The organism is Runella defluvii, assembly GCF_014195535.1.
GTDB classification, from domain to species: Bacteria; Bacteroidota; Bacteroidia; order Cytophagales; family Spirosomataceae; genus Runella; species Runella defluvii.
Genome location: NZ_JACIBY010000003.1, coordinates 260,103 through 282,917, shown reverse-complemented (window position 1 = coordinate 282,917; position 22,815 = coordinate 260,103). Strand labels below are relative to the sequence as shown.

16 protein-coding genes are annotated in these 22,815 nt (G+C 43.4%); 11 read left to right on the top strand and 5 right to left on the bottom strand.

The window, feature by feature from the left end; translation table 11 throughout:
* Positions 1-7: 7 nt before the first annotated feature.
* The 10 genes from FHS57_RS08735 (at position 8) to FHS57_RS08690 (ending at position 13,533) form a co-directional block, all read left to right on the top strand.
* Positions 8-1,738, top strand: a complete 1,731-nt coding sequence (locus FHS57_RS08735) for a RagB/SusD family nutrient uptake outer membrane protein (protein WP_183972600.1) — start codon at positions 8-10, stop codon at positions 1,736-1,738.
* Between the two features lie 74 nt (positions 1,739-1,812).
* Positions 1,813-2,985: a glycoside hydrolase family 88 protein gene (locus FHS57_RS08730; RefSeq protein WP_183972598.1), complete on the top strand. Its 1,173-nt coding sequence runs from the start codon at positions 1,813-1,815 to the stop codon at positions 2,983-2,985.
* A complete protein-coding gene (locus tag FHS57_RS08725; protein ID WP_183972596.1) occupies positions 2,982-4,016 on the top strand; it encodes a LacI family DNA-binding transcriptional regulator in 1,035 nt (344 codons plus the stop codon). The genes FHS57_RS08730 and FHS57_RS08725 overlap by 4 nt, the downstream gene beginning before the upstream one ends.
* A gap of 36 nt (positions 4,017-4,052) precedes the next feature.
* Positions 4,053-5,972, top strand: coding sequence for a glycoside hydrolase family 97 protein (locus FHS57_RS08720; RefSeq protein ID WP_183972594.1), 1,920 nt, complete (start codon positions 4,053-4,055; stop codon positions 5,970-5,972).
* Between the two features lie 100 nt (positions 5,973-6,072).
* Positions 6,073-6,951, top strand: a complete 879-nt coding sequence (locus tag FHS57_RS08715; protein WP_183972592.1) for an ROK family protein — start codon at positions 6,073-6,075, stop codon at positions 6,949-6,951.
* 57 nt (positions 6,952-7,008) lie between these two features.
* Positions 7,009-9,399: a heparinase II/III domain-containing protein gene (locus FHS57_RS08710; RefSeq protein ID WP_183972590.1), complete on the top strand. Its 2,391-nt coding sequence runs from the start codon at positions 7,009-7,011 to the stop codon at positions 9,397-9,399.
* A 354-nt stretch (positions 9,400-9,753) separates the two neighbouring features.
* The gene (gene tnpA, locus FHS57_RS08705) at positions 9,754-10,218 is read left to right on the top strand and encodes an IS200/IS605 family transposase (RefSeq protein ID WP_183972588.1); all 465 of its coding nucleotides are present in this window, start codon (positions 9,754-9,756) and stop codon (positions 10,216-10,218) included.
* Positions 10,219-10,263: 45 nt separating this feature from the next.
* Positions 10,264-11,841 (top strand): hypothetical protein, encoded by a 1,578-nt coding sequence (locus FHS57_RS08700; RefSeq protein ID WP_183972586.1) that lies wholly within the window; start codon positions 10,264-10,266, stop codon positions 11,839-11,841.
* Positions 11,842-11,933: 92 nt separating this feature from the next.
* Positions 11,934-12,374 carry a MarR family winged helix-turn-helix transcriptional regulator gene (locus tag FHS57_RS08695; protein WP_183972584.1) on the top strand — a complete coding sequence of 147 codons (441 nt, stop codon included), beginning with the start codon at positions 11,934-11,936 and terminating at the stop codon, positions 12,372-12,374.
* A 1-nt stretch (position 12,375) separates the two neighbouring features.
* Complete coding sequence (locus FHS57_RS08690) at positions 12,376-13,533, top strand: homogentisate 1,2-dioxygenase (protein WP_183972582.1); 1,158 nt, start codon at positions 12,376-12,378, stop codon at positions 13,531-13,533.
* A gap of 261 nt (positions 13,534-13,794) precedes the next feature.
* Here the strand turns inward: FHS57_RS08690 and FHS57_RS08685 are convergent, their stop codons facing one another.
* Positions 13,795-14,217 carry a GxxExxY protein gene (locus FHS57_RS08685; protein ID WP_183972581.1) on the bottom strand — a complete coding sequence of 141 codons (423 nt, stop codon included), beginning with the start codon at positions 14,215-14,217 and terminating at the stop codon, positions 13,795-13,797.
* A 250-nt stretch (positions 14,218-14,467) separates the two neighbouring features.
* Here FHS57_RS08685 and fahA point away from each other — a divergent pair, with 250 nt between their 5' ends.
* Complete coding sequence (fahA, locus tag FHS57_RS08680) at positions 14,468-15,664, top strand: fumarylacetoacetase (RefSeq protein ID WP_183972579.1); 1,197 nt, start codon at positions 14,468-14,470, stop codon at positions 15,662-15,664.
* 61 nt (positions 15,665-15,725) lie between these two features.
* Here fahA and FHS57_RS08675 read toward each other — a convergent pair whose 3' ends face one another.
* The 4 genes from FHS57_RS08675 to FHS57_RS08660 form a co-directional block, all read right to left on the bottom strand.
* Positions 15,726-17,222, bottom strand: a complete 1,497-nt coding sequence (locus tag FHS57_RS08675; protein ID WP_183972577.1) for a DUF1593 domain-containing protein — start codon at positions 17,220-17,222, stop codon at positions 15,726-15,728.
* A gap of 34 nt (positions 17,223-17,256) precedes the next feature.
* Positions 17,257-18,846 carry a DUF1593 domain-containing protein gene (locus tag FHS57_RS08670; protein WP_183972575.1) on the bottom strand — a complete coding sequence of 530 codons (1,590 nt, stop codon included), beginning with the start codon at positions 18,844-18,846 and terminating at the stop codon, positions 17,257-17,259.
* An 89-nt stretch (positions 18,847-18,935) separates the two neighbouring features.
* Positions 18,936-20,213 (bottom strand): nucleoside hydrolase-like domain-containing protein, encoded by a 1,278-nt coding sequence (locus FHS57_RS08665; protein WP_183972573.1) that lies wholly within the window; start codon positions 20,211-20,213, stop codon positions 18,936-18,938.
* A 102-nt stretch (positions 20,214-20,315) separates the two neighbouring features.
* Positions 20,316-22,760: a TonB-dependent receptor gene (locus FHS57_RS08660; protein ID WP_183972571.1), complete on the bottom strand. Its 2,445-nt coding sequence runs from the start codon at positions 22,758-22,760 to the stop codon at positions 20,316-20,318.
* Positions 22,761-22,815 lie beyond the last annotated feature (55 nt).

Genomic DNA, 22,815 nt, shown 5'->3' with positions numbered 1-22,815 from the left:
AAATAAAATGAAAGCACAAAAAATATATACCATTTTGGCCTTCACAGGAACATTGTTTCTGAGTGTTGGCTGTAACAAACTCGTGGACATGAAACCGCTGAACGAGATTTCGGACGCGAGTTATTGGAAAAATGCCGACCAGTTCAAATTGGCAGCCAATGAATTTTACACCTATTTACGCAGCTTCGGGGATATTTTGGACAACAACCCCCACTCAGACCGACGCAGCGACATTATTTTTACGCGCGACGGAGCCAATACTTTTAGCAATGGCACCAATACTGTCCCCAATACCGACGGCAGTTGGAGCGGTGCTTACGCCCGCATCAGGGCTATAAACTACTTACTCACCAAATCAGAAGGTTTTTCTTCGCCTTCCGAAATTGAAAAATATGTAGGCGAAGCCAAGTTTTTCAGGGCTTATTTGTACTTCGATTTGTTGCAGTTATTTGGAGGTGTTCCAATTGTTAAAACCCTTCTCTCAACCGAATCTCCCGAATTGCAAGCAGCCCGCAACAGCCGCGACGAAGTGATAGACTTTATTATTGCCGACCTCGAAAGTGCCATTGCGGTATTGCCCCTCGAAAGCGCCATTGCCGCTGCCGACAAAGGACGGATAAGCAAAGGCAGTGCCCAAGCATTTTTGAGTCGAGTGGCATTGTACGAGGGCACTTGGCAAAAATTCAGAAACAACACTGCCCGCGCCAATGTACTGTTGGACAAAGCAGCCACAAACGCCGATGCAGTCATTTCGAGTAAACAGTATGAACTTTTTGCCCCTGCCGCTTTGGGTGACTCTTCCCAGAAATACCTTTTTATCTTGGAAAATCAGCAGTCGAACCCCGCCAACATTACAAAATCGGCCAACAAAGAATACATTTTAGCGAATCGTTACGACTTTGCATCTCGTCAAATTCGGATAAACATTACCCACCAATTGCAGGGAAATATCCATTGGGGTGCTAAAAAATTAATGGATATGTACCTCTGTCAAGACGGCCTACCGATTGAAAAATCAACACTTTTCAACGGCTACAAAACAACGCTTTCAGAGTACGACAATCGTGACAATCGCATGATTTATACGTGGGGACAAGACGGAAAGTATTATTGGAACAACGAAAACCCAGGTGCACGAACTACGTGGAAAGGCGATGCTGCCGACATCGCTAGTTCGGGTGGTAGATACAGCCCAGCGGGTGGAAGTGGCTACGCGCCCCAAAAATTTGCTACCGAACGCCGTCTGCAAGATGCCGAGGAAGGCTACGATTATCCCGTTATTCGCTATGCCGAAGTACTTTTGAACTACGCCGAGGCAGTTTTCGAGAAAAATGGAACGATTAGCGACGCGGACTTGGACAAATCCTTGAATTTGGTTCGGAATCGTATCAACAAAAAAATGCCCAAGTTGAGCAATAACTTGGTACAAACCAATGGATTAGAGATGCGTACCGAAATCCGTCGTGAGCGTACGTTGGAGTTGTTTTTAGAAGGATTCCGCCGCGATGATTTGATTCGCTGGAAAACCGCCGAAGTCGAAATGCCCAAGCCCGTTGAAGGCATTGTGTGGACGGGGACTGCTTACGAAACCCGTTGGCCTGGCATTAAAAATCAGGTAGTGAATGGCAATTATCGTTTGGAGGGCAATCGCCAATGGAGCGAAAAACATTACCTATTGCCAATTCCTTCGCAACAAATTCAACTGAATCCCAATCTGGTTCAGAACCCAGGCTGGTAAAATTAGATAGGTTAAAGTGAATCAATCGTAGTGGCAGCACCTGTTGCCACTACCTTTCCAGCGCATCCAATCTTATGAAAAATACTTTTTATATCCTGATTTTTAACCTGCTCTGCCTCACATCAAACGCCCAACCGTTTGTTAACAATAGTCTGGACTACTCGGTAAAGCAAGTCGAAAAAACCCTCGCACTCATTCCTGACAAGACCAAAGATATTCCCCGAAATATCAATCATGACTCGACCAAGTGGCGGTTTGTGAATTTCCGCGATTGGACAAGCGGTTTTTGGCCAGGGACGTTGTGGTATTTGTACGAATATAACCATGACCCAAAACTCAAAACCGAAGCTGACCATTTTTCACGTTTATTGACGCCCCTTTCCAGCAAACCAGCCTTTGACCACGATTTGGGCTTTCAAATTTTTTGCAGCTTCGGAAATGGCTACCGAAACACGAAAAATCCCGAATACAAAAAAGTGATTTTAAAAACGGCTGATGTGCTGGCGACCTTGTATAACCCCAAAGCAGGGACGATTTTGTCGTGGCCGCGCGAAGTAAAAAAGTTTGGCGGGCACAATACCATCATTGACAATATGCTTAATTTGGAATTGCTCTTTTGGGCGTCCAAAAATGGGGGAAGTAAAAAGTTGTACGACATCGCCGTCAAACACGCCGAAACTACCATGCACAACCACTTTCGTCCCGATTTTACTTCCTACCACGTAGTGGTTTATGATACCATCACGGGCAAACGTACTAAAGCCGTCACCCACCAAGGCTATGCCGACAACAGTATGTGGGCGCGTGGCCAATCGTGGGCAATTTACGGTTTTACGATGTGTTTCAAAGAAACCAAAAAGCCTGAATTTCTGGATTTTGCACAGAAAGTAACCGACGTCTATTTAAAAAACTTACCCGCCGATTTGATACCTTATTGGGATTTTAATGACCCTAAAATTCCGAATGCTCCACGGGATGCTTCCGCAGCGGCAGTGACGGCTTCCGCTTTGATTGACTTGTCTAACTACATCAAAGACCCTGCGAAGAAAAAGCTGTATTTCGACAAAGCCAAAGCCATGTTGGAAGAGCTTTCAAGTCCACGTTACCAAAGTGGCGACAAAAACAGCGCGATTCTCTTGCATTCAACAGGGCATCACCCCAACGGCACTGAGGTAGATGCCTCTATCAATTATGCTGATTATTACTATGTGGAAGCATTGATGAAGTTGAGGAAAAAGACAAAATGAAAAAGCTCTCTATCAAAGCCATTGCCGAAACCCTGCAAATCTCTACCGCCACCGTTTCGTACATTCTCAACGGCAAGTCCAAAGAGAAGCGAATCAGTGACGAATTGACCCAGAAAGTGCTGGCTTTTGTGGAGAAAACAAACTTTAAGCCAAATCACTTGGCCAAAAGTTTACGCACGGGGAAAACCAATGTCATCGGTCTGATGGTAGAGGACATTGCCGATACGTTTTTTTCGAGTATTGCGGGAAGCATTGAAAACATCGCCTACGAAAACGGCTATAAAATCATTTACAGCAGTACCAAAAATAGCCCTCAAAAAGCCAAAGAGTTGATAACAACTTTTCGGGAACGAAACGTTGATGGCTATATTATCACGCCCACCGAAAGCATCGAAGACGACATCCGCGACTTAATGCAAAGCAACTTACCCGTTGTTCTTTTTGACCGCCAGTGCAAAGACGTAGAGGCCAGCTACGTCGGGATGAATAATTTTGAAAGCGCCTACAAAGCCGTTGATTATCTTTTTGCCCAAGGTTACCGTCATATTGGCTTAGTGACCTTGGACTCGGCCCAAGCCCAAATGATTGACCGATTGCTTGGCTATCAACGCGCTGTTTTTGAACACCGTAGAGATACCCTCATGATTAAGTTTGATTATCTGACGGCCAAAACGACGGATATTACCAATGAAATTGAGCAGTTTTTACGAAAACATCCTCAGCTCGATGCGTTGTTTTTTGCTACCAATTATTTGGCTATCAGTGGCATTGAAGTATTAAGTCGTTTAAAAACAAGCATCGGTAGCGAGTTTGGCATTGTCGTGTTTGATGACAACGATTTGTTCCGCATTCACCAACCCACTATTTCGGCCATTGCCCAACCTGTTCATGAAATGGCCCAACAGCTCATTTTGACACTACTGGACCACATGAATCGTCGAGCGGAAGATTATTTACCCCAAAAACACGTCTTGCCCGCAACACTCATCAAGCGATTATCCTCTCAAAAACAGTCCCCTTCCAAGGTTTAAAACCTTGGAAGTGTTAAACCAAAAACTTTAAAAAACATGGCTCAAAAATCAACTCTCCTACTTTTCTTAACCCTTCTGCTCCACCAGATGGCGTGGGGTCAAACGGGAGTGTTAGAAAACACCCGAACCACCATTCAGTCGCCCGATAAAAATCTAAGCTGCCACGTATATCAAAAACAAGCAAGCGACGGACGGCGAAGTATTTTTTACACGGTGACGTACAAAAACCGTTCGGTTATTTCCGAATCGGCGTTGGACATCCAGCTCGACAACCACCTTTCTGAATTGGCGATGGCCTTGAAGGTGGACAAAACCCAAAATTGGTGCGAAGACCTTACCTTTATCAAAACAGAAACCTCCAAACAAGATACCACTTGGAAACCACTTTACGGCGAACGCTCTGTGATTAGGGATCATTTTGAAGCGGCGACCCTGTCGTTTCAAAAGGCCAGTAATGCCGATTACAAAATGCAAATTCAAATAAGAGCCTACAATGAAGGGATTGCATTGCGGTATTTTTTTCCTGAAAATCCCAAAGGGAGCTATTACCAAATCAAAGCCGAGAATACGGAGTTTGCACTTCCTTCTGGCAGTATCGCCTACTATACTCAATGGGCACAAGGAAAATACAGCTCACTTCCGTTGAAAGATTGGGTGGATGATTGTGAACGCCCTTTGACCCTAAAACTCTCCGAGGGTCTGTATGTTAGTCTGGCCGAAGCTGCCATGACCGACTACTCACGCGGGAAATTCAAATTGCACCCTTCCAAACCCAATTCTATTTTAGTTTCCCTAGACGATAAGGTCGATGCCATTACCTATTTTGGCACGCCATGGCGAGTGATAATGGTGGCCGAAACGCCAGGAAAATTGATTGAAAACAACGACATTTTACTGAATCTTAATCCCCCCGCTTCCAATGATAAAAGTAAAGGCTGGGGAGATTGGTCATGGGTAAAACCTGGTAAAATTATTCGAGAAATGACCCTGACCACTGAAGGAGCCAAAACAGCCATTGATTTTGCTCAACAACGTGGTTTACAATACATTTTGTTTGATTGGAAATGGTACGGCCCCGCCCTGACGTGGGATTCGGATGCCACCCAAGTAAAAGCCCCGATTGACATGCCTGCCGTGGTGCAGTACGGAAAAGAACGAGGGGTTGGGATATGGTTGTATGTGAACAAACAAGCGCTGGTCAAACAGTCAGACGAAATTTTCCCGCTGTTTCAGAAGTGGGGCATCAAAGGCGTAAAATTTGGTTTTGTCCAAGTGGGAAGCCATCGTTGGACGGTATGGGTGGAAGAAATGATTAAAAAATGTGCCGAAAATCAACTCATGGTCAATGTCCACGACGATTGGCGACCAACGGGTGAGATGCGGATGTTTCCCAATCTAATGACTGCCGAAGGCATTCGCGGAAACGAAGAGATGCCCGATGCTACCCACAACGTCACGCTACCATTTACGCGCTATATCGGTGGAGCGGCCGATTACACCATTTGCTACTTTGACAAACGCATCAAAACCACCCATGCGCATCAGTTGGCCATGGCAGCCGTTTATTACAGCCCGTTGCAAACGTTGTATTGGTACGATAAACCTGCCTTATACGAAGGCGAACCTGAGCTAGAGTTTTGGAAGCAAATCCCTACGTCTTGGGATGAAACCCGCGTACTGCAAGGCGAAATTGGTCAATACATTACCACTGCTCGCCGAAGTGGCAACGACTGGTTTATTGGCACGATGACCAACAATGACGCCCGTATTTTGGAGATAAAATTTGATTTCTTGCCAAAAGGAAAAAAATACCAAGCCAAAATTTACTCAGATGATGACACTGTAACCACCAAAACCAAAGTAGGCATTCAAACACAGGAAATAGATGCTAAAAGTGTGTTGAAAGTGAATCTTAAAGCCTCGGGAGGGCAGGCCATTTGGTTGAAAGAAATGTAAAATAGCCACGGAGTAACACAAAGTTTTTCACAGAGTAGCACTGCTTAGTGAAACTCCGTGTCGAACTCTGAGTAACTCTGTGTCTTCAAATCAAATTCAAATGAAAACGTACATAGGCGTAGATATTGGTGGGTCTCACATTACAGCGGCCGTCGTTAATCTTGTCTCAGGGACAATCAATGAGGCATCTCTACGACGTATGCCCGTTGATTCGTATGCTTCCGCTGACGAAATATTGACTACATGGACAACGACGGTTCGGCAAACTATTCAATCCGATAACCTTACCAACTGCCAAATTGGTATTGCCATGCCAGGACCGTTTGATTACGAAAACGGTATCTGTTGGATGAAAAACGTCAACAAATACGACCACCTCTACGGCCTTGACATTCGTCAAGTATTGGCAAAACGCCTCCACATTTCGCCTGCTCAAATCTGTTTCAGAAATGATGCAGAAGCGTTTTTGGCGGGCGAAATGACGTTTGGGGCGGGAAAAGGATTTACTAAAGGACTGGGCATTACGCTCGGAACGGGCTTAGGTACGTCGTTATTTGAGAAAGGGAAAGCCTACGATTTAGCGCTTGGCATCAACCACCCACTGCACGAAGGCGTAGCCGAAGACTACATTTCAACTCGGTGGTTTATAAAACGTTACTCTCAGCTCACGCAGCATCCCATTGCAGGAGTGAAAGAGTTGGTCGATACCTACGAGACCAATCCCGCCGCCCGGCAAACATTTGATGAGTTTGCGCAGAATCTAAGTGTGGTTATGGAAGAATTTGTAGCGCTTTATCAACCCGACGTCATTGTTTTTGGGGGAAATATCGCCCAGTCCTCTGCATTATTTTTCCCTGTTATTAATGCGCGTCTCATGGCCCAAGTAATGCTACGTCAATCGGCACTAAACGAATACGCTGCTTTAATGGGGGCAGTCAGCCATTGGCTCTTACCAAAGAATTACTTCCAACACATTTAGATTCCTTAAAGCTGGCAATGTTCGGCAAAGAAATCAAGAAATAACCATTTCATTTCCATGAAAAAACAGTTCTTTTTTTGGCTTTTCAACTTACTATTTTTTGCCGCGCTGGGCCAATCAAAAAAGGCACATCCCTATCTTTTTTATACCCCTGAACGCATTAAAATCACCAAAGAACGCCTCCAAATCGACACTTCGCTGGCTAAAGCTTGGCAAAATATGCTGCAACGCACCGAAAAATCCCTTGAAGCGAAAGGGGGAAATTTGGAAAACTTGACCTTAGCCTATTGTATGACAGGCGACACCAAATATGCAGAACGTGCCAAGCTTTTGCTGCTCGAATGGGTAAACCGTACTCAATGGGACGGGATGGACGACCGTACTCCACGGTGGAACTCAGGCCTTGGAACGGCCCGTGGCTGTTTTCAAACCGCCATTGCTTTCGACGGAATTTACAATTACCTCACTCCTTCCGAACGAAAAGAAATCGCTAATAAAATTATCAGGCTGGGCATTGAGCCCGCCATCAACGATTGGGTATCGGAAGATCGCCGCATTCATACCCTCAATTCAATGGGACACAATTGGTGGTCGGCGGTGGTGTACCAAGCAGGGATTGCCTCCATGGCAGTGCTTAACGAAGAACCCCAAGCCAAAGCTTGGGCCGAGGAAGTAATGCGAGCTTCCAAAGAATGGTTTGCGTTTCAGGGAAGTGTGTTGGAAAATAAGCCGTCCAATTTTGACGCTAACGGAGGTTTCTACGAAAGTGTGAGTTATGCCAACTTTGGTGTTTCAGAATACCTTACCTTTCGATTGGCGTGGACCAACCTTTTCGGAAAAATCACAATGCCCTACGATGCAACACTCCAAAAAACAGTCGATTGGTTTATCCATGCCTCCTACCCTACGTCCAAACACCGAATGATGTCACTCAACTTTGGTGACTCCAACGACCATGCCAACGGAGAACGTCCCGCTAAGTTAATGATGGCGTTGGGAATGGGCAATCCTCATTATTATTGGTATTTACAACAAATTGGCAACAGTGAAGGGCGAGAAGACATGAATCTTGCTACACCGTTAGGGCTGCTGTACCACCCTGCGGAATTACGAGTTAGGAATGACGAATTACGAAAAGGGACTACAAATTCGACACTCGGTCTTCTGAACTCGACACTCCCTAACCCTCTTCCTACAGCTGCCATTTACAAAGATATGGGCTGGGGAATGTTGCGCTCGTCGTGGGACAAGGATGCAACCCTTTTGGGAGTAAAATCGGGTTATACTTGGAATCATGCGCACGCTGATGCAGGTTCGTTTGTGTTGTACCACAATGGCCAGTACTTACTCATCGACGGCGGGGATGTGGGCTATGGTTTGCCTGAGTACAGCGGCTATTTCGTTCGAAGTGAAGCCCATAACGTTATGTTGTTTAATGGAAAGGCGCAAGACCCGCAAGACCAATATCATGCCGTAAAGACGTCGGGCAGTTTGCATCACCTTATCAATGGTCCATCGCTAAAATACCTCATGGCAGATGCCACTGGCCCCACTTCTCGTTACTTTTTACGGAATTACCGCCATTTTTTGTGGCTTGACAAAGTAATTTTGGTAGTAGATGACGTAAAAACGTACGAAGCTGGCAAATTTGAGTTTTTGTTACACTACCAAAACGAAGCTAAAAAGAAAGGCCCCGACCTCGAAATTGGCCAAGGAGAAGCATCTATTCTGTTTCGTCCGCTCTACCCAGAAACATTGCCTTTAGGGTATCCGCACGATTTTCCCGAAAAAATGAAGTTGGAAGAACGATGGGGCATCAAAGACCGTGACGTCAAAACGAAAATCCCTTATTATGCCATTTCTCCCGCCGAAAACTCACGACAAACAAAGTTTTGGAACGCCATTATCTTATTAGACAATAACAACAAAGCCGTCGAAACCTTCGTGGGCTCGTCGGGCGCAAACGGAGCCGCAGGGCGTACCAATTTGCCCGTAATCGAAAAAATAAGCGGTGATAATTGGCAGGGAGTACGGATTACCCAAAACGGAACGATAACGGAAGTGTATCTCAATCTGCTCGCCGATGGCCGCCTCATGCACCGCAACGCCAATGCGGTTATCAATGGCTGGGAAACCGACGCCTATTTAACCGCCATTTCTTTCCCCGAAAAAGCCGACCGTACTAATCCCGATAACCTTACCTCCTTTTTTGTGAGCAACGGAAGTTATTTGCGCAAAGACGGCAAAACCTTTTTGCATTCGATTTCCAAGGTTTTTATGAATGCTGATTATTCTAACAAGCAATTGAAAATACAAGTAGATGGCCAGCCGTTGATGCGTATTTCCTTGCGGGCTACCGAAAAACCAAACGCAATGAATATCAACGACAAAACGATAGCACCTGCATGGAAAGATGGTAAGGTAACAATTGACTTGGAAAACAAATGATGCGTGATACGTTACAAATAGGTAGCCCCTACGGGACAAGGACAAACGAAACATCTATCAAAAATGCTACAAACAGGTAGCCCCTACGGGGCAATGATAAACGAAACATCTATCAAAAATGCTACAAACAGGTAACCCCTACGGGGCAAGACAAACGAAACGTTTGTTAAAAACGCCGTAAAAACTGCCCCATCGGGGCTACCTATTTGTAGATAAAAAAATGATTCGTGACAAATTGGGAATGTGCCCCATCGGGACTAACCATTCAAATTGCTGGACGAGAAGTATCCTTTTTCTTTAAATCGTGTCTTAAACAATGGAAAATGAATCAACTTATCCTTATTGTTTTAAGCCATGGCCAACACATATTCCCAACTTTACATCCATTGCGTTTTCGCCGTAAAATACCGAGCAGCCGTTATTCACCCCGACTGGGAAGATATATTACACAAGTACATTACAGGTATTGTACAACACAACGGTCATAAGCTATTAGCAATCAATTCTGCGTACGACCACATACATCTTTTCATTGGCCTCAATCCCAAACAATCTATTTCTGAACTAATGCAATTGGTGAAAGGTGATAGTTCTGAACTCATCAATAAAAAAGGCTTGACTAGCCAAAAATTTCAGTGGCAAGAAGGGTACGGAGTTTTTAGCAACAGTCGCTCCCAAATTGATTCGGTTGTCAAGTACATTCTTAACCAAAAAGAACACCATAAGAAAAAAACATTTCGAGACGAATACCTCAAAATGTTGAAAGATTTTCAGGTCAATTTCGACGAAAAATACATCTTTCAAGACCCCATTAATTAATATGCCCCTACAGATAGGGCAACCCACTTCTCGATCAGAATCAAAATGAAATACAAACCCCTACTTCTGTTACTCTTCTTTTCTTCACCCCTTTACGCTCAAGTTTGGCAATGGTCGGTGAAAGTCAAAGGGTACAAACACCCTGAAATCAACGATAATCCCACGGCTTTTCTCTGGATTCCTGAAAATTGTAAAGAAGTCAAGGGCGTGGTAGTTGGAATGCACAATATGATTGAAGAAGGAATTTTAGAAAATACTAAATTCCGTCAATCCATGCGTGATATTGGGTTTGCAACCGTCTGGGTAACGCCAGGCTTAGACATGGTTTTTGATTTCAATAAAGGGGCAGGCGGCACTTTCGAAACCATGATGAAGCAATTGGCCGACGTATCTGGTTATACAGAGTTGACCACGGCGCCCACCGTTCCTATCGGTCATTCTGCCCATGCTTCCTTTCCTTGGAATTTTGGCGCATGGAATCCCGCCCGAACCTTGGCGATTATATCTATTAAAGGCGATTCTCCCCTCACCCACCTCACAGGAAGCGGCAAACCAAACCCTGATTGGGGCACTCGGACGGTAGAAGGTATTCCCAGTTTGTTCATTATGAGCGAAGTAGAATGGTGGGAAGAACGCGTTCAACCTGGTTTTAATTACGTCAAAAAACACCCCAAAACTCCCATTACTTTTTTTGCAGACGCAGGGCACGGCCACTTTGACTATAATCAACGTATGGTTGATTATATCGCATTTTTTATCAAAAAAGCGGCTAACTATCGCCTTTCCAAAAACGGACTTCGTTTCATTGACCCGCAGCAAGGGTGGCTTATCGACCGCTGGCGACCCAATGCCCCTCCAACTGTTTCACCTGCCCCGTATTCTCAATTCACGGGCGATAAAAGCGTGGCTTCGTGGTGTTTTGATAGAGAAATGGCGCAAGTCACCGAAGCCTATTATGCTCTTCCACGAGGAAAGAAAAATCAATACTTAGGGTTTATCCAAAACGGTGATACCTTAAAACCCTCCAAATCACATGGTCAATTCAGCCTCACGTTTAAACCCGCAAACGATGGCATTACCTTTTACTTAAAACCTTTTTTTACCGATACTTCTAAACTAATACCCGCTTCACAACATGCAACATCTTCCTTAACCATTGACCGTATTTGTGGACCAGTCCAAAAAATAAACGATACAACTTTTCGACTAAGTTTCTACCGAATGGGGTTTTTGAATCCTAAACGAAGCAATGCCATTTGGCTCTTGGCGCACAATGAAGGTGACGAACGCTTCAAATCGGTGATTCAGCAGATTGAACTCAAATTTCCAATAAAAAACACCCAAGGCACCGCTCAAAAAATTGATTTTGAAACCATCCCCAACCCATCCAAAACACAAAAATCAATTCCATTACACGCCAAAAGTTCAGCCAGTTTACCTATTTACTTTTACGTAAAAGAAGGCCCTGCTTTCATATCTGGAAATCAGCTGGTATTCACAAAAATACCTCCCAAAACAAAATACCCCGTCAAAATCACTGTCGTAGCGTGGCAATACGGCCAAAGGGGGCAAATTCAATCCGCCGAACCTGTTGAACAATCATTCCTTCTCCATCAACACTAATTCTTATTTTCAAGGGTTATTAATTATTTTTACCAACAATTGATATATCAACTATTGATTTTAATTATATTTGTCACAACAATTTAAAATCAATGGAAAAATTAACGACCTCCTTTTTCTACAATTTAGAAAAAACCGTCAAAATCTATCGTCAGTTTTTTCAAAACCAATTCAAAATCAATGGGTTTGATATTACTCTTGACCAATGGTTGATTTTAAATACAGTCGCCGAATACCCCGATTGTACCCAAAATGACATCGCCGAAAAGGTGTTCAAAGACAAAGCTTCGGTGACACGGATTATTGAATTGTTGGTTCAAAATGGCTTTTTGTTGCGTGACATTCATCCTACCAATCGGCGGATGTTCCAACTCACCATTACCGAAAAAGGACTTGAAACCATCGAAAAATTGACGGAATTAGTACCCCAAATTCGCCAAAAAGCACTCGAAGGAATTGAGCCAGCATCGGTTTCGGCCGCCCAAGAAATGCTGGCAATGATTGTTCAGAACTGTATTCCAACTTCATCATAACATGCCTATTTACCACAAACTTGGAAAAATTCCTCCCAAACGGCATACCCAGTTTCGTAAGCCTGACGGCGGGTTGTATTACGAGCAATTGTTTGGCACCATCGGTTTTGACGGGATGTCGGCGCTGATGTACCACGTGCATCGCCCCACGATGATTCGTGAGGTTTTGTCCGAAACCGATGTAAATCCCAAAATTGCGGTTTCAAAAAGTATCAAGCCTCGTTTATTAAAAGGCTTCGAACTCACGCCCGAAGATGATTTTTTGGCAAGTCGAAAGGTGTTATTGGCCAACGCCGATATTCACATTGGTTTGGCAGCACCACGTCAATCGCTCCGCTCCTATTTTTACAAAAATGCCGATGCCGACGAGTTACTTTTCATCCACCAAGGCACGGGAACCTTACGGACGCAACTGGGAAATATTCCCTTTGAGTATGGCGATTATTTGGTCATTCCGAGGGGCATGATTTACCAGATTGATTTTGATGGCATTGACAATCGGCTTTTGTTTGCCGAATCGTTTCACCCCATTTATACCCCCAAACGATACCGAAATTGGTTTGGTCAATTGCTTGAACATTCGCCTTTTTGCGAGCGGGATTATAAACTCCCACAAGACCTCGAAACCCACGATGAAAAGGGGGATTTTATCCTAAAAATCAAAAAACAGGGCGTTTTGTACGAACTCCTCTACCCTACGCATCAGTTTGACGTAGTCGGTTGGGATGGGTATAATTTCCCCTATGGCTTTTCGATTCACAATTTTGAGCCTATTACGGGACGTATCCATCAACCGCCGCCAGTGCATCAAACGTTTGAGACGAAAGCATTTGTGGTTTGTTCGTTTTGCCCGCGGTTGTACGACTATCATCCGCAGGCCATTCCTGCTCCGTACAACCATTCAAATATTGATTCGGACGAAATGCTCTATTACGTTGACGGCGATTTTATGAGTCGGAATAACATTGAAAAAGGGCACATTACGCTCCACCCTGGGGGTATTCCGCACGGGCCAGCACCTGGGGCGTACGAACGCAGCATTGGCAAAACTTCCACGGAAGAATTAGCAGTGATGATTGATACGTTTCGTCCCCTTTCGATTACGGAAGAGGCATTGAGATTGGATGATGGGAAGTACTATCAAAGTTGGATTGAGTAATTTTTGGGCTACGTGACCCTATGTGTAAATCCTATGTATCTATGTGTTTAAATTTTTTTTACCACATAGGAAACATAGAAGTTTTCACAGTAGAATACATAGAAAACGCTATGTAAAACTATGTGTAAATCCTATGTACCTATGTGTTTAAATTTTTTTTACCACATAGTAAACATAGAAGTTTGCACAGTAGAATACATAGAAAACGCTATGTAAAACTATGTATAAATCCTATGTACCTATGTGTTTAAATGGTTTTCACTATGAATCAGGCAGTTCTCGAAAATATTCATTCACAAACGTTTTTTGTCCATTGTTGAAAATGTTCAAAACGTGAAAGTTGATTAGGATGCCTTTAGGAATTTTCAAATGTTTCATATAGGTTAATAAGGTTGCTTCAAAAATAGGGTGCATATCTAAAACCGCTTTATTTTCTACTATCACTAAGTCTTCGACAAGGATGTCGTACCTAAGTTCACAATCAAGCAAAATTTCCTTGTAAGGTACCTGTATTGTTTGTTGACTTTTTGTGTGTAACCCACGAAGCGAAAGCTCATGAATTAATGCCTTTTCGTAATTGCTTTCTAAAAGGCCAGGACCAAGGACTTTATGAACTTCAATGGCAGCTCCAATGATTTGGTAAGTCAGGTCATTGATTATCTTTTTTGTGATTATTTGACTCATGTCTCTATATGCTTGTTCTTTCTATAAAGACTAATTTTTTTGCTTTTAGATACAGAAGAGGCGCTACCTATGTGTTTAACCTTTTCTTTTACCACATAGGAAATGCTATGTGAAACTATGTGTAAATCCTATGTAACTATGTGTTTAACCTTTTTTTACCACATAGTAAACATAGAAGTTTTCACAGTAGAATACATAGAAAACGCTATGTGTAAATCCTATGTACCTATGTGTTTAAATAACATCTAAAATGAACTTTTCCCTCGATACCATCCCTTTTGGCATTTTCTCGGTTAAAAATCGCCGTAAAAAAGTAGCAACCATTATTGGAAATCAGGTCGTTGATTTGGCAGAATTAGCCCATTTAGGGTACTTCGATGGCCTTAAAATTCCAAAAAGAGTCTTCACGAACGACTACCTAAATGATTTCATTTCACTAGGTAAAGCAAAAACCAACGCGGTTCGAGCTGAACTTCAAAAACTCTTAGCTCAACCTAATCAGCTACCAGAATCGGTCTTTCATGAAGTAACAAATGTGCAGCTTCATTTACCCGTTAAAATTGGAGACTATACCGATTTTTATTCCTCCGAACAGCACGCCACCAACGTAGGCATGATGTTTCGCGACCCCGACAAAGCACTTCTACCCAACTGGAAGCACCTGCCAGTGGCCTATCACGGGCGAGCCAGTTCAATTTTTGTTTCTGGCACCAATTTTCATCGCCCCAAAGGCCAACTGTGCCCCGACGAAAGTCAACCTCCTTTTTTCTCCCCGACTAAACGCCTTGACATAGAACTTGAAATGGCCACGGTCATCGGCAAAGCCAATTCGATTGGACAGGCCATTGATGTGGACCAAGCCGAAGAATATATCTTTGGTTTTCAATTATTTAATGATTGGTCTGCCCGCGATATTCAAAAATGGGAGTACGTTCCTCTTGGTCCTTTTTTGGCCAAAAACTTTTTTTCATCCGTATCGCCTTGGGTTATTCCTATTGAAGCCTTAGCACCCTTCCAAGTAACGGGTGAAAAACAAACCCCAGAAGTATTGCCCTACCTTCAAGAAAAAAATAGGCACTTTTTCGACGTAGAATTGGAAGTAATTTTACAAACGGCTTCGGGAAATGAAGTGAAACTTTGTCATTCCAATTTTAAAAATTTGTACTGGACAGTCGCCCAACAAATTGCCCATCATACGGTGAACGGTTGTAATTTAAACGTAGGAGATTTACTTGCATCGGGCACCATTTCGGGGAAAGAACCCACGAGTTTTGGTTCTTTGTTAGAACTAACTTGGGGAGGCAAAAAACCGATTTTGTTGCCCGACGGCGCAGAACGACGCTTCTTAGAAGATTTCGACACCATCATTATTCGAGGTTATGCCGAAAAAGAAGGAGTTCGAGTTGATTTTGGAGAAGTTAGAAATACGGTGCTGCCTGCTGTTTAATATTTTAGACCTTCCAAGTTTTAGAAACGGGGACGCCCAGTCTTGGAAGGTCTTCACTCATTTATTTGACTTTCAAAATCACTCGCTGATACCTCGTTAATGCTGGCGTGCCATTGTCTTCGGCTTCGACGATGATGTGAATGGTATCGCCGCTTTTAGCAGAAGTCGGTACGGTAATTTCAGCACGATTTCCATTTTGAGAAATCAATGCTTCTTCTTTACAAGTACCTACTTCCTTGTATTGCCAAAATTTCAACGAAACTTTATTCCCATCGGGATCAGAAGTAGTTGGTTTTAACATAATTTTCTGCCCACGAGTAACTGATAACTGTTTACTGGCAACTGACACCTTCGGAGCATGATTCGCTCCTTTAAAATCTTTGATGCACCAATCGGCGCGAGCAGCAAAGTCGTTTTGGATGGCTGGAATCCAGCGAGTTTGAGCAAAAGCATCATCCATTTTTTTTGTATAAGGATTAAAGTCTGCGGCTGCTTTACCATCTTCCCAGCGACTCGGTGTAACCGTAGATTGCACCAAACGCCCGCCCCAACCACCATCTTGTGGGTTTTCGAGGTTATTCAAACCCACGTCTATCAAGTGTAAAAACGCTGGAGAATCCCCCTCCGAAATAAAATCATACTGGCCAAAACTTCCCCATTGGTTCTTTTTGGCTTTTTCCATGCTGCTGTAAATGTCTTCAATCTCACCTTTTGGCGGATTACCATCGCCGTAGCTGTAGTACATTTTCAGGAGCGGCCCGTGGTTATTGATGATTTCACCCATAAATTTCCCCTCCAAGTAAGAGTGAAGTTGCTCAGGTACAGACCTTTTCCAAAAGTAGGCAAAACTCCAAAATTGGCTTGCATTGTAATACACCTTGATGTCTTTCCAATTGGGTTCGATGTATTTTTTGTACGTAGCATCTTGGTCAAGAATCGCGTAAAGAATGGCTTTTTGGCAAACTTTACTATAAATTTTATCCCATTGTGACGTATTTTTATAGGTATCTTCAATGCTTTTCAACGCCCGAGCGATGGTGTTTGTCCCGCCCCACACTTGCAAGTAAAGCGGAGTCATATCATCATCCAGTAGTTTAGCTTTGATAAAATCCGAACCTGGGGTGTCTTTGGCCATTTCTCCTTCAAAATCAATATTCCCAATGTGGATTCTATCTCTCAAATACTTGTGGGTAGGAAAGTCCTTTGAATGTTTGATAAGGTTCGGATACACTTTTCCGTAGGCGTCCACCAAATCGTAAATCCACTGCTCGCCTGGCCAACGAAGTTCGGTACGTTCGCCGTAGAGTTTTTGGGTCATCTCCATTTCGGACGTAAACTTCGTTCCTTTGCCATCGCCTTTGTAATGCCACTGTGAACTGCTGACAATCAAACCTTCCACCTTGTATTCATTAGAATAAAGCAACATTCGTATAAACGAATCCACATCATCCAGTTCTCCGTCGGTGGTAACGATGGTGCGCGGTTTGGAACTTTGGGCAAAACCTATGCTAGACACCCAACTACAAATAATACACAAGAGCAAAATGTTTATTTTCATCGACTTTGGTTTTTAAATCATTAAGCTAAAAAAACTACTTCCCTCTTACTTCGATGATCACTCGTTGATAGTTGGTTAGTGCAGGAGTTCCAGTATCAGTTGCTTCTAAAACAACATGAATCGTTTGACCTGCCGTGGCATCTTTTGGAATCATAACCTCGGCTTGCAATGATTCAGCATTATTGATTTCAACTTTATTTGGGTAGCTCCCTGCGGGCATTTGTATCCATTTTACCGATACTTTATTTCCATCTGGGTCCGAAACAATGCCATTTATTTTTACTTTTTGACCCGTATTTACCATAATTTTAAGTGGCCCTTGGATACTCACGCTCGGCTCATGGTTAGCATCCGAAAACTTAGAAGTCACCGCCCATTTCATTCGAGCTGCGAAACTATTTTGTGCCTTGGCGAAAAAGTCAGGAAACGGAATCACATCGGTCGAACTGGTTTTGCCTGCATTACCTATTTGTTCTGCCAATTGGTCGGCACTACCTTCCCCCGAAAAAGAAAACATTGGACCTGTATCGGCTTTTGACCTTCCACCCCAACCACCATAACTCCCTCTTTCATACGCGCGTAGGCCATTACCTAACATATTCATAAACGTATGATTATCGCCTTCACCAAGCCACGAGCCTTTTTCTTGGGGCGGCATCCAAACAAAATACCCCATTTTTTTCAATTCTTCACTGGTATATCCAGAGAGTCCAAAATAATCTACCATATCCCCCTTCACCATCTGTTTACCATCGCCCCATACTCTGTAAAGGCTACCTAATGCCCCTTTTGAAGTTACGTTTTCGGTCATCCAAACAGGCGTAAGCAACGGTTTATTGGTTTCGTTGGCTCTTATTTGTGCTCCGTAACCATAGTTGGGGCTATTGCTAAACTGACGGTATTCTATCTCTGGCCAATTGGGTTTTATATAAGTGGCATACGTATCGTCTTGATCGCCTGAAGGAAGCAATACTACTTTTCTAGCAATTTTGGCTTTGATATTTGTCCACTCCGTGGTAAACTGGTATTGGTCTTGAATAGATTTCAAGGTTCTTGCTATGGTACTAGCCCCCCCCCAATTGGTAATGTAAAGCTGCCCAGGTTTGTCATCTAAAATAGCTGCTTTTATCAATTCAGACCCTGGAGTGTCTTTGGAAAAATCACCGTCAAATTCAATGTTTCCGTAACGAATCTTTGACTTTAAATAATCAGGGGCTGGATAGCCTTTGTGATGCACCTTAAGATTGGGGTACGACTTGGTGTAAGCATCAACAATATCATGAATAAATCGCTCGTCTTTGGCCCATCTCCACGACTCGCACGGACAGACATTCATGCCAAAGCGCTCGTATTCTCTTCCTGGCACGTACCATTTTGTTCCTTTGCCATCGCCTTTCCAGTGAAACATACTGCTCGCATATACCAAGCCCTCGATTTGAACATCAGTGCTATATAAAATAAATCGAATTAATGAATTATTATCATCCAACTCGGGGTCGGCTGTGATGATGATTCGGGGTTTGGGCTCAACTTGGGACCAAACTGGAGTAACTAATCCAACAGAGAAGGCTACTAAAACCCCTGCAAAGAAGCGTTTTGTTAATAAAGGACTGTAGAACGACATGATTTGAACTTGGTTAAGGAAAAAGACACACTTTCGAATACTTACTATTTCTTTTATTTTTCTTCACTTCATAGCGTTTTTTTGTGCACTTACTTTAACCATGCCCAGCGTTTTGCCCAATCCGATAGATACGCTTCACGGTATTGGGAAATGGTTCGTGCCCCTTGTTGTTCTCCCAAAAACAAGGCAGGGTTTGGTAAATCACTGTACCAATTTTTACCAAGTGGATAGTCGTCTTTAGTGGGTTTGCCAGGCCAAGGCACGGTGCTGACATACGCTCCCTTTTGTCCATCTAACTCCTTGATTGTGCTGTGGAGAACGTAATTTCCAACTTCAGGTTTTTTCGACGAATAACGTACTGCATACACACCATTCCCTAAATAATACCCAGGCCATTGTTGATTCTGCACCTCCAACGTAAAACAAGTTGAGTCTTTGGAAATAGGCAACACAGGCCCTTTGAAGCGCCATTCTAAGATTCCGTAGGCTGGAATGGAGTCAGCGGTGGTGGTATTTCGTTCAAAAATAGTTCTTGAACTTCGGCGAATGGGAACAAATCTACCTCCCCAACTTTCCCCCTCAGGGTTTAGTGGGTTTCCAACCATTAAGTAGGCCAAAGAAGGCGTGTCTCCCATTTTAACGTGGCCTTTATAATGATTCACAAAATCAGCCCCCATCGCCCCATGCCCTTTCACAAAGTTCTCATAATAAGCACCTCCACTCATATTTTTAGGCGCATTTTCGTCTTCCATAAACCAACCACGATAAGTAGCGTTGGCCTCAATCATCCACAGATTCGGGTGGTGTTCTACGATGTAAGAGTACGCATTTACACTCCATTTTTTATTAGGGCCACCAATCCAATACACCTTTATTTTCTGCTCAATTTCGGGCGCGTCGTGCAGCGCTTGCGCAAGGTCTTCTAAACCACCCCATACCAGCACCCAAAGCGGTTGTTTGCTTTTCTTTTTGGCGCATTTCACCATCCACTCCGAGCCTTCCGTTGGCTTCGAATAGCCTTTGTATGGCGCTTCTGGAATGGTTCCTTGCTTGCAAACTTGGCGCAGTTGGTCTGGCGTTGCTAAGTTTTTGTTGTGAGCAATCAATTGGGGAAAATCCTTTTCGTAAAGGTCAATCATACCCAACAAATCTTTCTTTCTTCCTTTTCCAAACGGCGATGAAATCAGTCCTTCAATTTGAAACAAATCGGAATACATCATCAAGTGTATCATCGACTGATTGTCGTCAGGGTCGGTTCCACCAATGTCGGTGCTAACAATAATGCGAGGCTTTTCTTTCGGCTGTGCCCATGCAAGTTCAAAAAGGCTTGTTCCTAAAAGAAACAAAAACAGAATAAAAGTGCGCATCAAATTATCTTTTAACAGTATTTTTTTGAAATAATACGCAATGATACATACAAAAAAGAAAACTATCGAAAATATTAATAAATTTTCGATAGTTTTCCCAACTCATTGTACCCTTCCTTTTTCATCGTCGGCGGCATTGTCGTTGTGTCGTCGCTTGCGGGCAAAAGTATCCTTTCCAAAGCGATACGAAAAAGCAATTCCTATTCGCTGGGTGTCTGATTCATTGGTCTGAAAAAACTGAGCTTGCTTGATTCCTACCGAGCGGTTGTGGCGTACCCAAGAGTGAAATACATCGTCGATTGTAAGGCGAATGCTGGCTTTATCTTTCCAAATTTTCTTTTGAACTGCTACCCATACTCGGTACATTCCATCGGTATAGGCTTGCCCATTTAGGTCTGAACTAGCATAGTATCCCGACAAATCGGCGCTCCATCCTTTGGCGAATCGAAATTGGTTGTAAACCTCAAACCGCGCGATGTAAACCGTTAGATTCAATTTTTCGGTATAACTCATACCATTAAGGCCCAGTTTCGATAATCGCAACGTATAAATCAAATTCCACCATTTGGCTGGCGAAGCAGACACCGTGGTGTTCAGCAACAGCATAGAACCCTTGGCAACGTTGTTGGGACGAGTAATAAAAATCGTGTCCACCGCCTCTGTCGTTTGAAAAATAAGGTTGGTAAAATGATTGTAACTCAACCCCATTTGTAGCCAATGTTTGTGTTGAAATTTCAACTCAAAGCGGTTTTGGTACTGAGGCAACAGCAACGGATTACCAGCGGTATAAGAATATTGATCTCTAAAAAACACAAACGGATTAAACGACTGGTAGTCAGGGCGATTTATCCGACGCGAAAAGCTCAAATTCAACGAATTTTTGTTCAAACTATCCAATTTATAGTTGATAAAAACCGCAGGAAACAGCTTTGTATAATTTTTGGTAAACGTACTTCCTTTCACCGCATCATTGCCTAGTTGATTGCCCCACGCTTGGGTCGTTTCGGCGCGTAGCCCAAGCTGCACTCCTACCCGTTTCCACTCTTTTCGGGTATTCATGTAGGCTGCGTGGATGTTTTCGCGGTACTTAAAATGATTCGATTTCGTGTTGTCGATGCGTTGGGTTAGGGCAATGACGTCAAAATAATCCGAACGATTGTCGTTATCAATCACACTCGATTTGACGCCAGCCTCCCAACTGCCTTTATTCTTCAGGGGGTGAATATAGTCCACTTTGGCAGTATAGATTTTGATGTTACTGGGTACGAGGTACAGAAATTCTTCACTATCGTTCAACGTACCTTCGGGCCAGTAACTAAAATCCCGAACCCGTTGGTTGCCATTAGAAAGGTACGTAAGGTAGTTCAAGTCCGCCATCAATTCGCGGCCTTTGGTGTTGAATTTATGCTGAAAGTTAAGATTACCACCCACATTTTTTCTTTTGTCGTTAATTCCAGTTACCCCATCCCCTACTGCATCAAGCAAGCGAGCGGCATTGTAGTTATTGCTTTGATAATCAGTCACTGAACTGCGATTTCCACCATTTACGTTCAACAAAAATCCGTAGGTGTTTTTTGAACTTGCGGCATAATCCACTCCCAAAATAGCATTCAAACTTTTGGTATTTGTAACCGCATTGTTAAGCAATTCAACATTAGACAGTTGTTGCCCCTCCGCCGAGTAGAAGCGTCGATCAAATACATCCAAGTTGTAGTTTTTCTCACGGTTGGCTCCCAAGTTGGCAAACACATTCAACTTTTTATGATTGTAGTTCAGGTTCATTGCGCCGTTGTTTCTGCCATAAACTCCTTGGCTAGAAGCCATTGAAACGCTTCCCATAAAGCCGCCTACTCGGTTCTTTTTCAAACGGATATTAATGATGGCATTGCCCGCTGCATCATATTTTGACGACGGATTGTCCATCAATTCAATTTTATCCAACAAGCCCCCTGGCAGTGATTTCAGGTACGCCGCCAAATCTTGCCCCGACATGTACGTAGCCCGACCGTCAATCAGCACCCAAATGCCGCTTTTCCCGTTGAGGCTAATCTCGCCATTCATTCCTACCGTCACCCCAGGTGTTTTTTCCAGTACTTCCAACGTGTTACTTGTAGCGCTGCTAATCATGGATTCGACGTTGACGACGGTCTTATCAATATCTTGTTCAATCAACGGGCGTTTGGCCTTGACAACCACTTCTTTCAATTCAATGTTTTTGGCAGGTAAAAGCACGATGATAGGCAATACTAGGGTAGTTCGACTATCATCCAGCGTCAATAACGTACTCATAAAAGGCTTTTGCCCCATGGCCGTAATGGCCAATAAGTAGGCACCATTGGGTAGTTTATTGAACTGAAACTTGCCATCCGAATTGGTAATTTCTCCCAAAATCATGGTCGAATCCGAGGCTTTTAAAAGTTTAACTGTAGCTCCAGGAATGGTTTCATTTTGGGTGTCTTTTACCGTTCCACGGATGTTTCTGGAGGCCGTTTGGGCGAAGAGCGTAAAGGACAAAAAGGTCAAGAACAAAATGGCTGCTGATTTCATGTAGGTGTCTTTTTAAGCGTTGGTCAATTTTGACGAAGCAAATTTGCACTGGCAG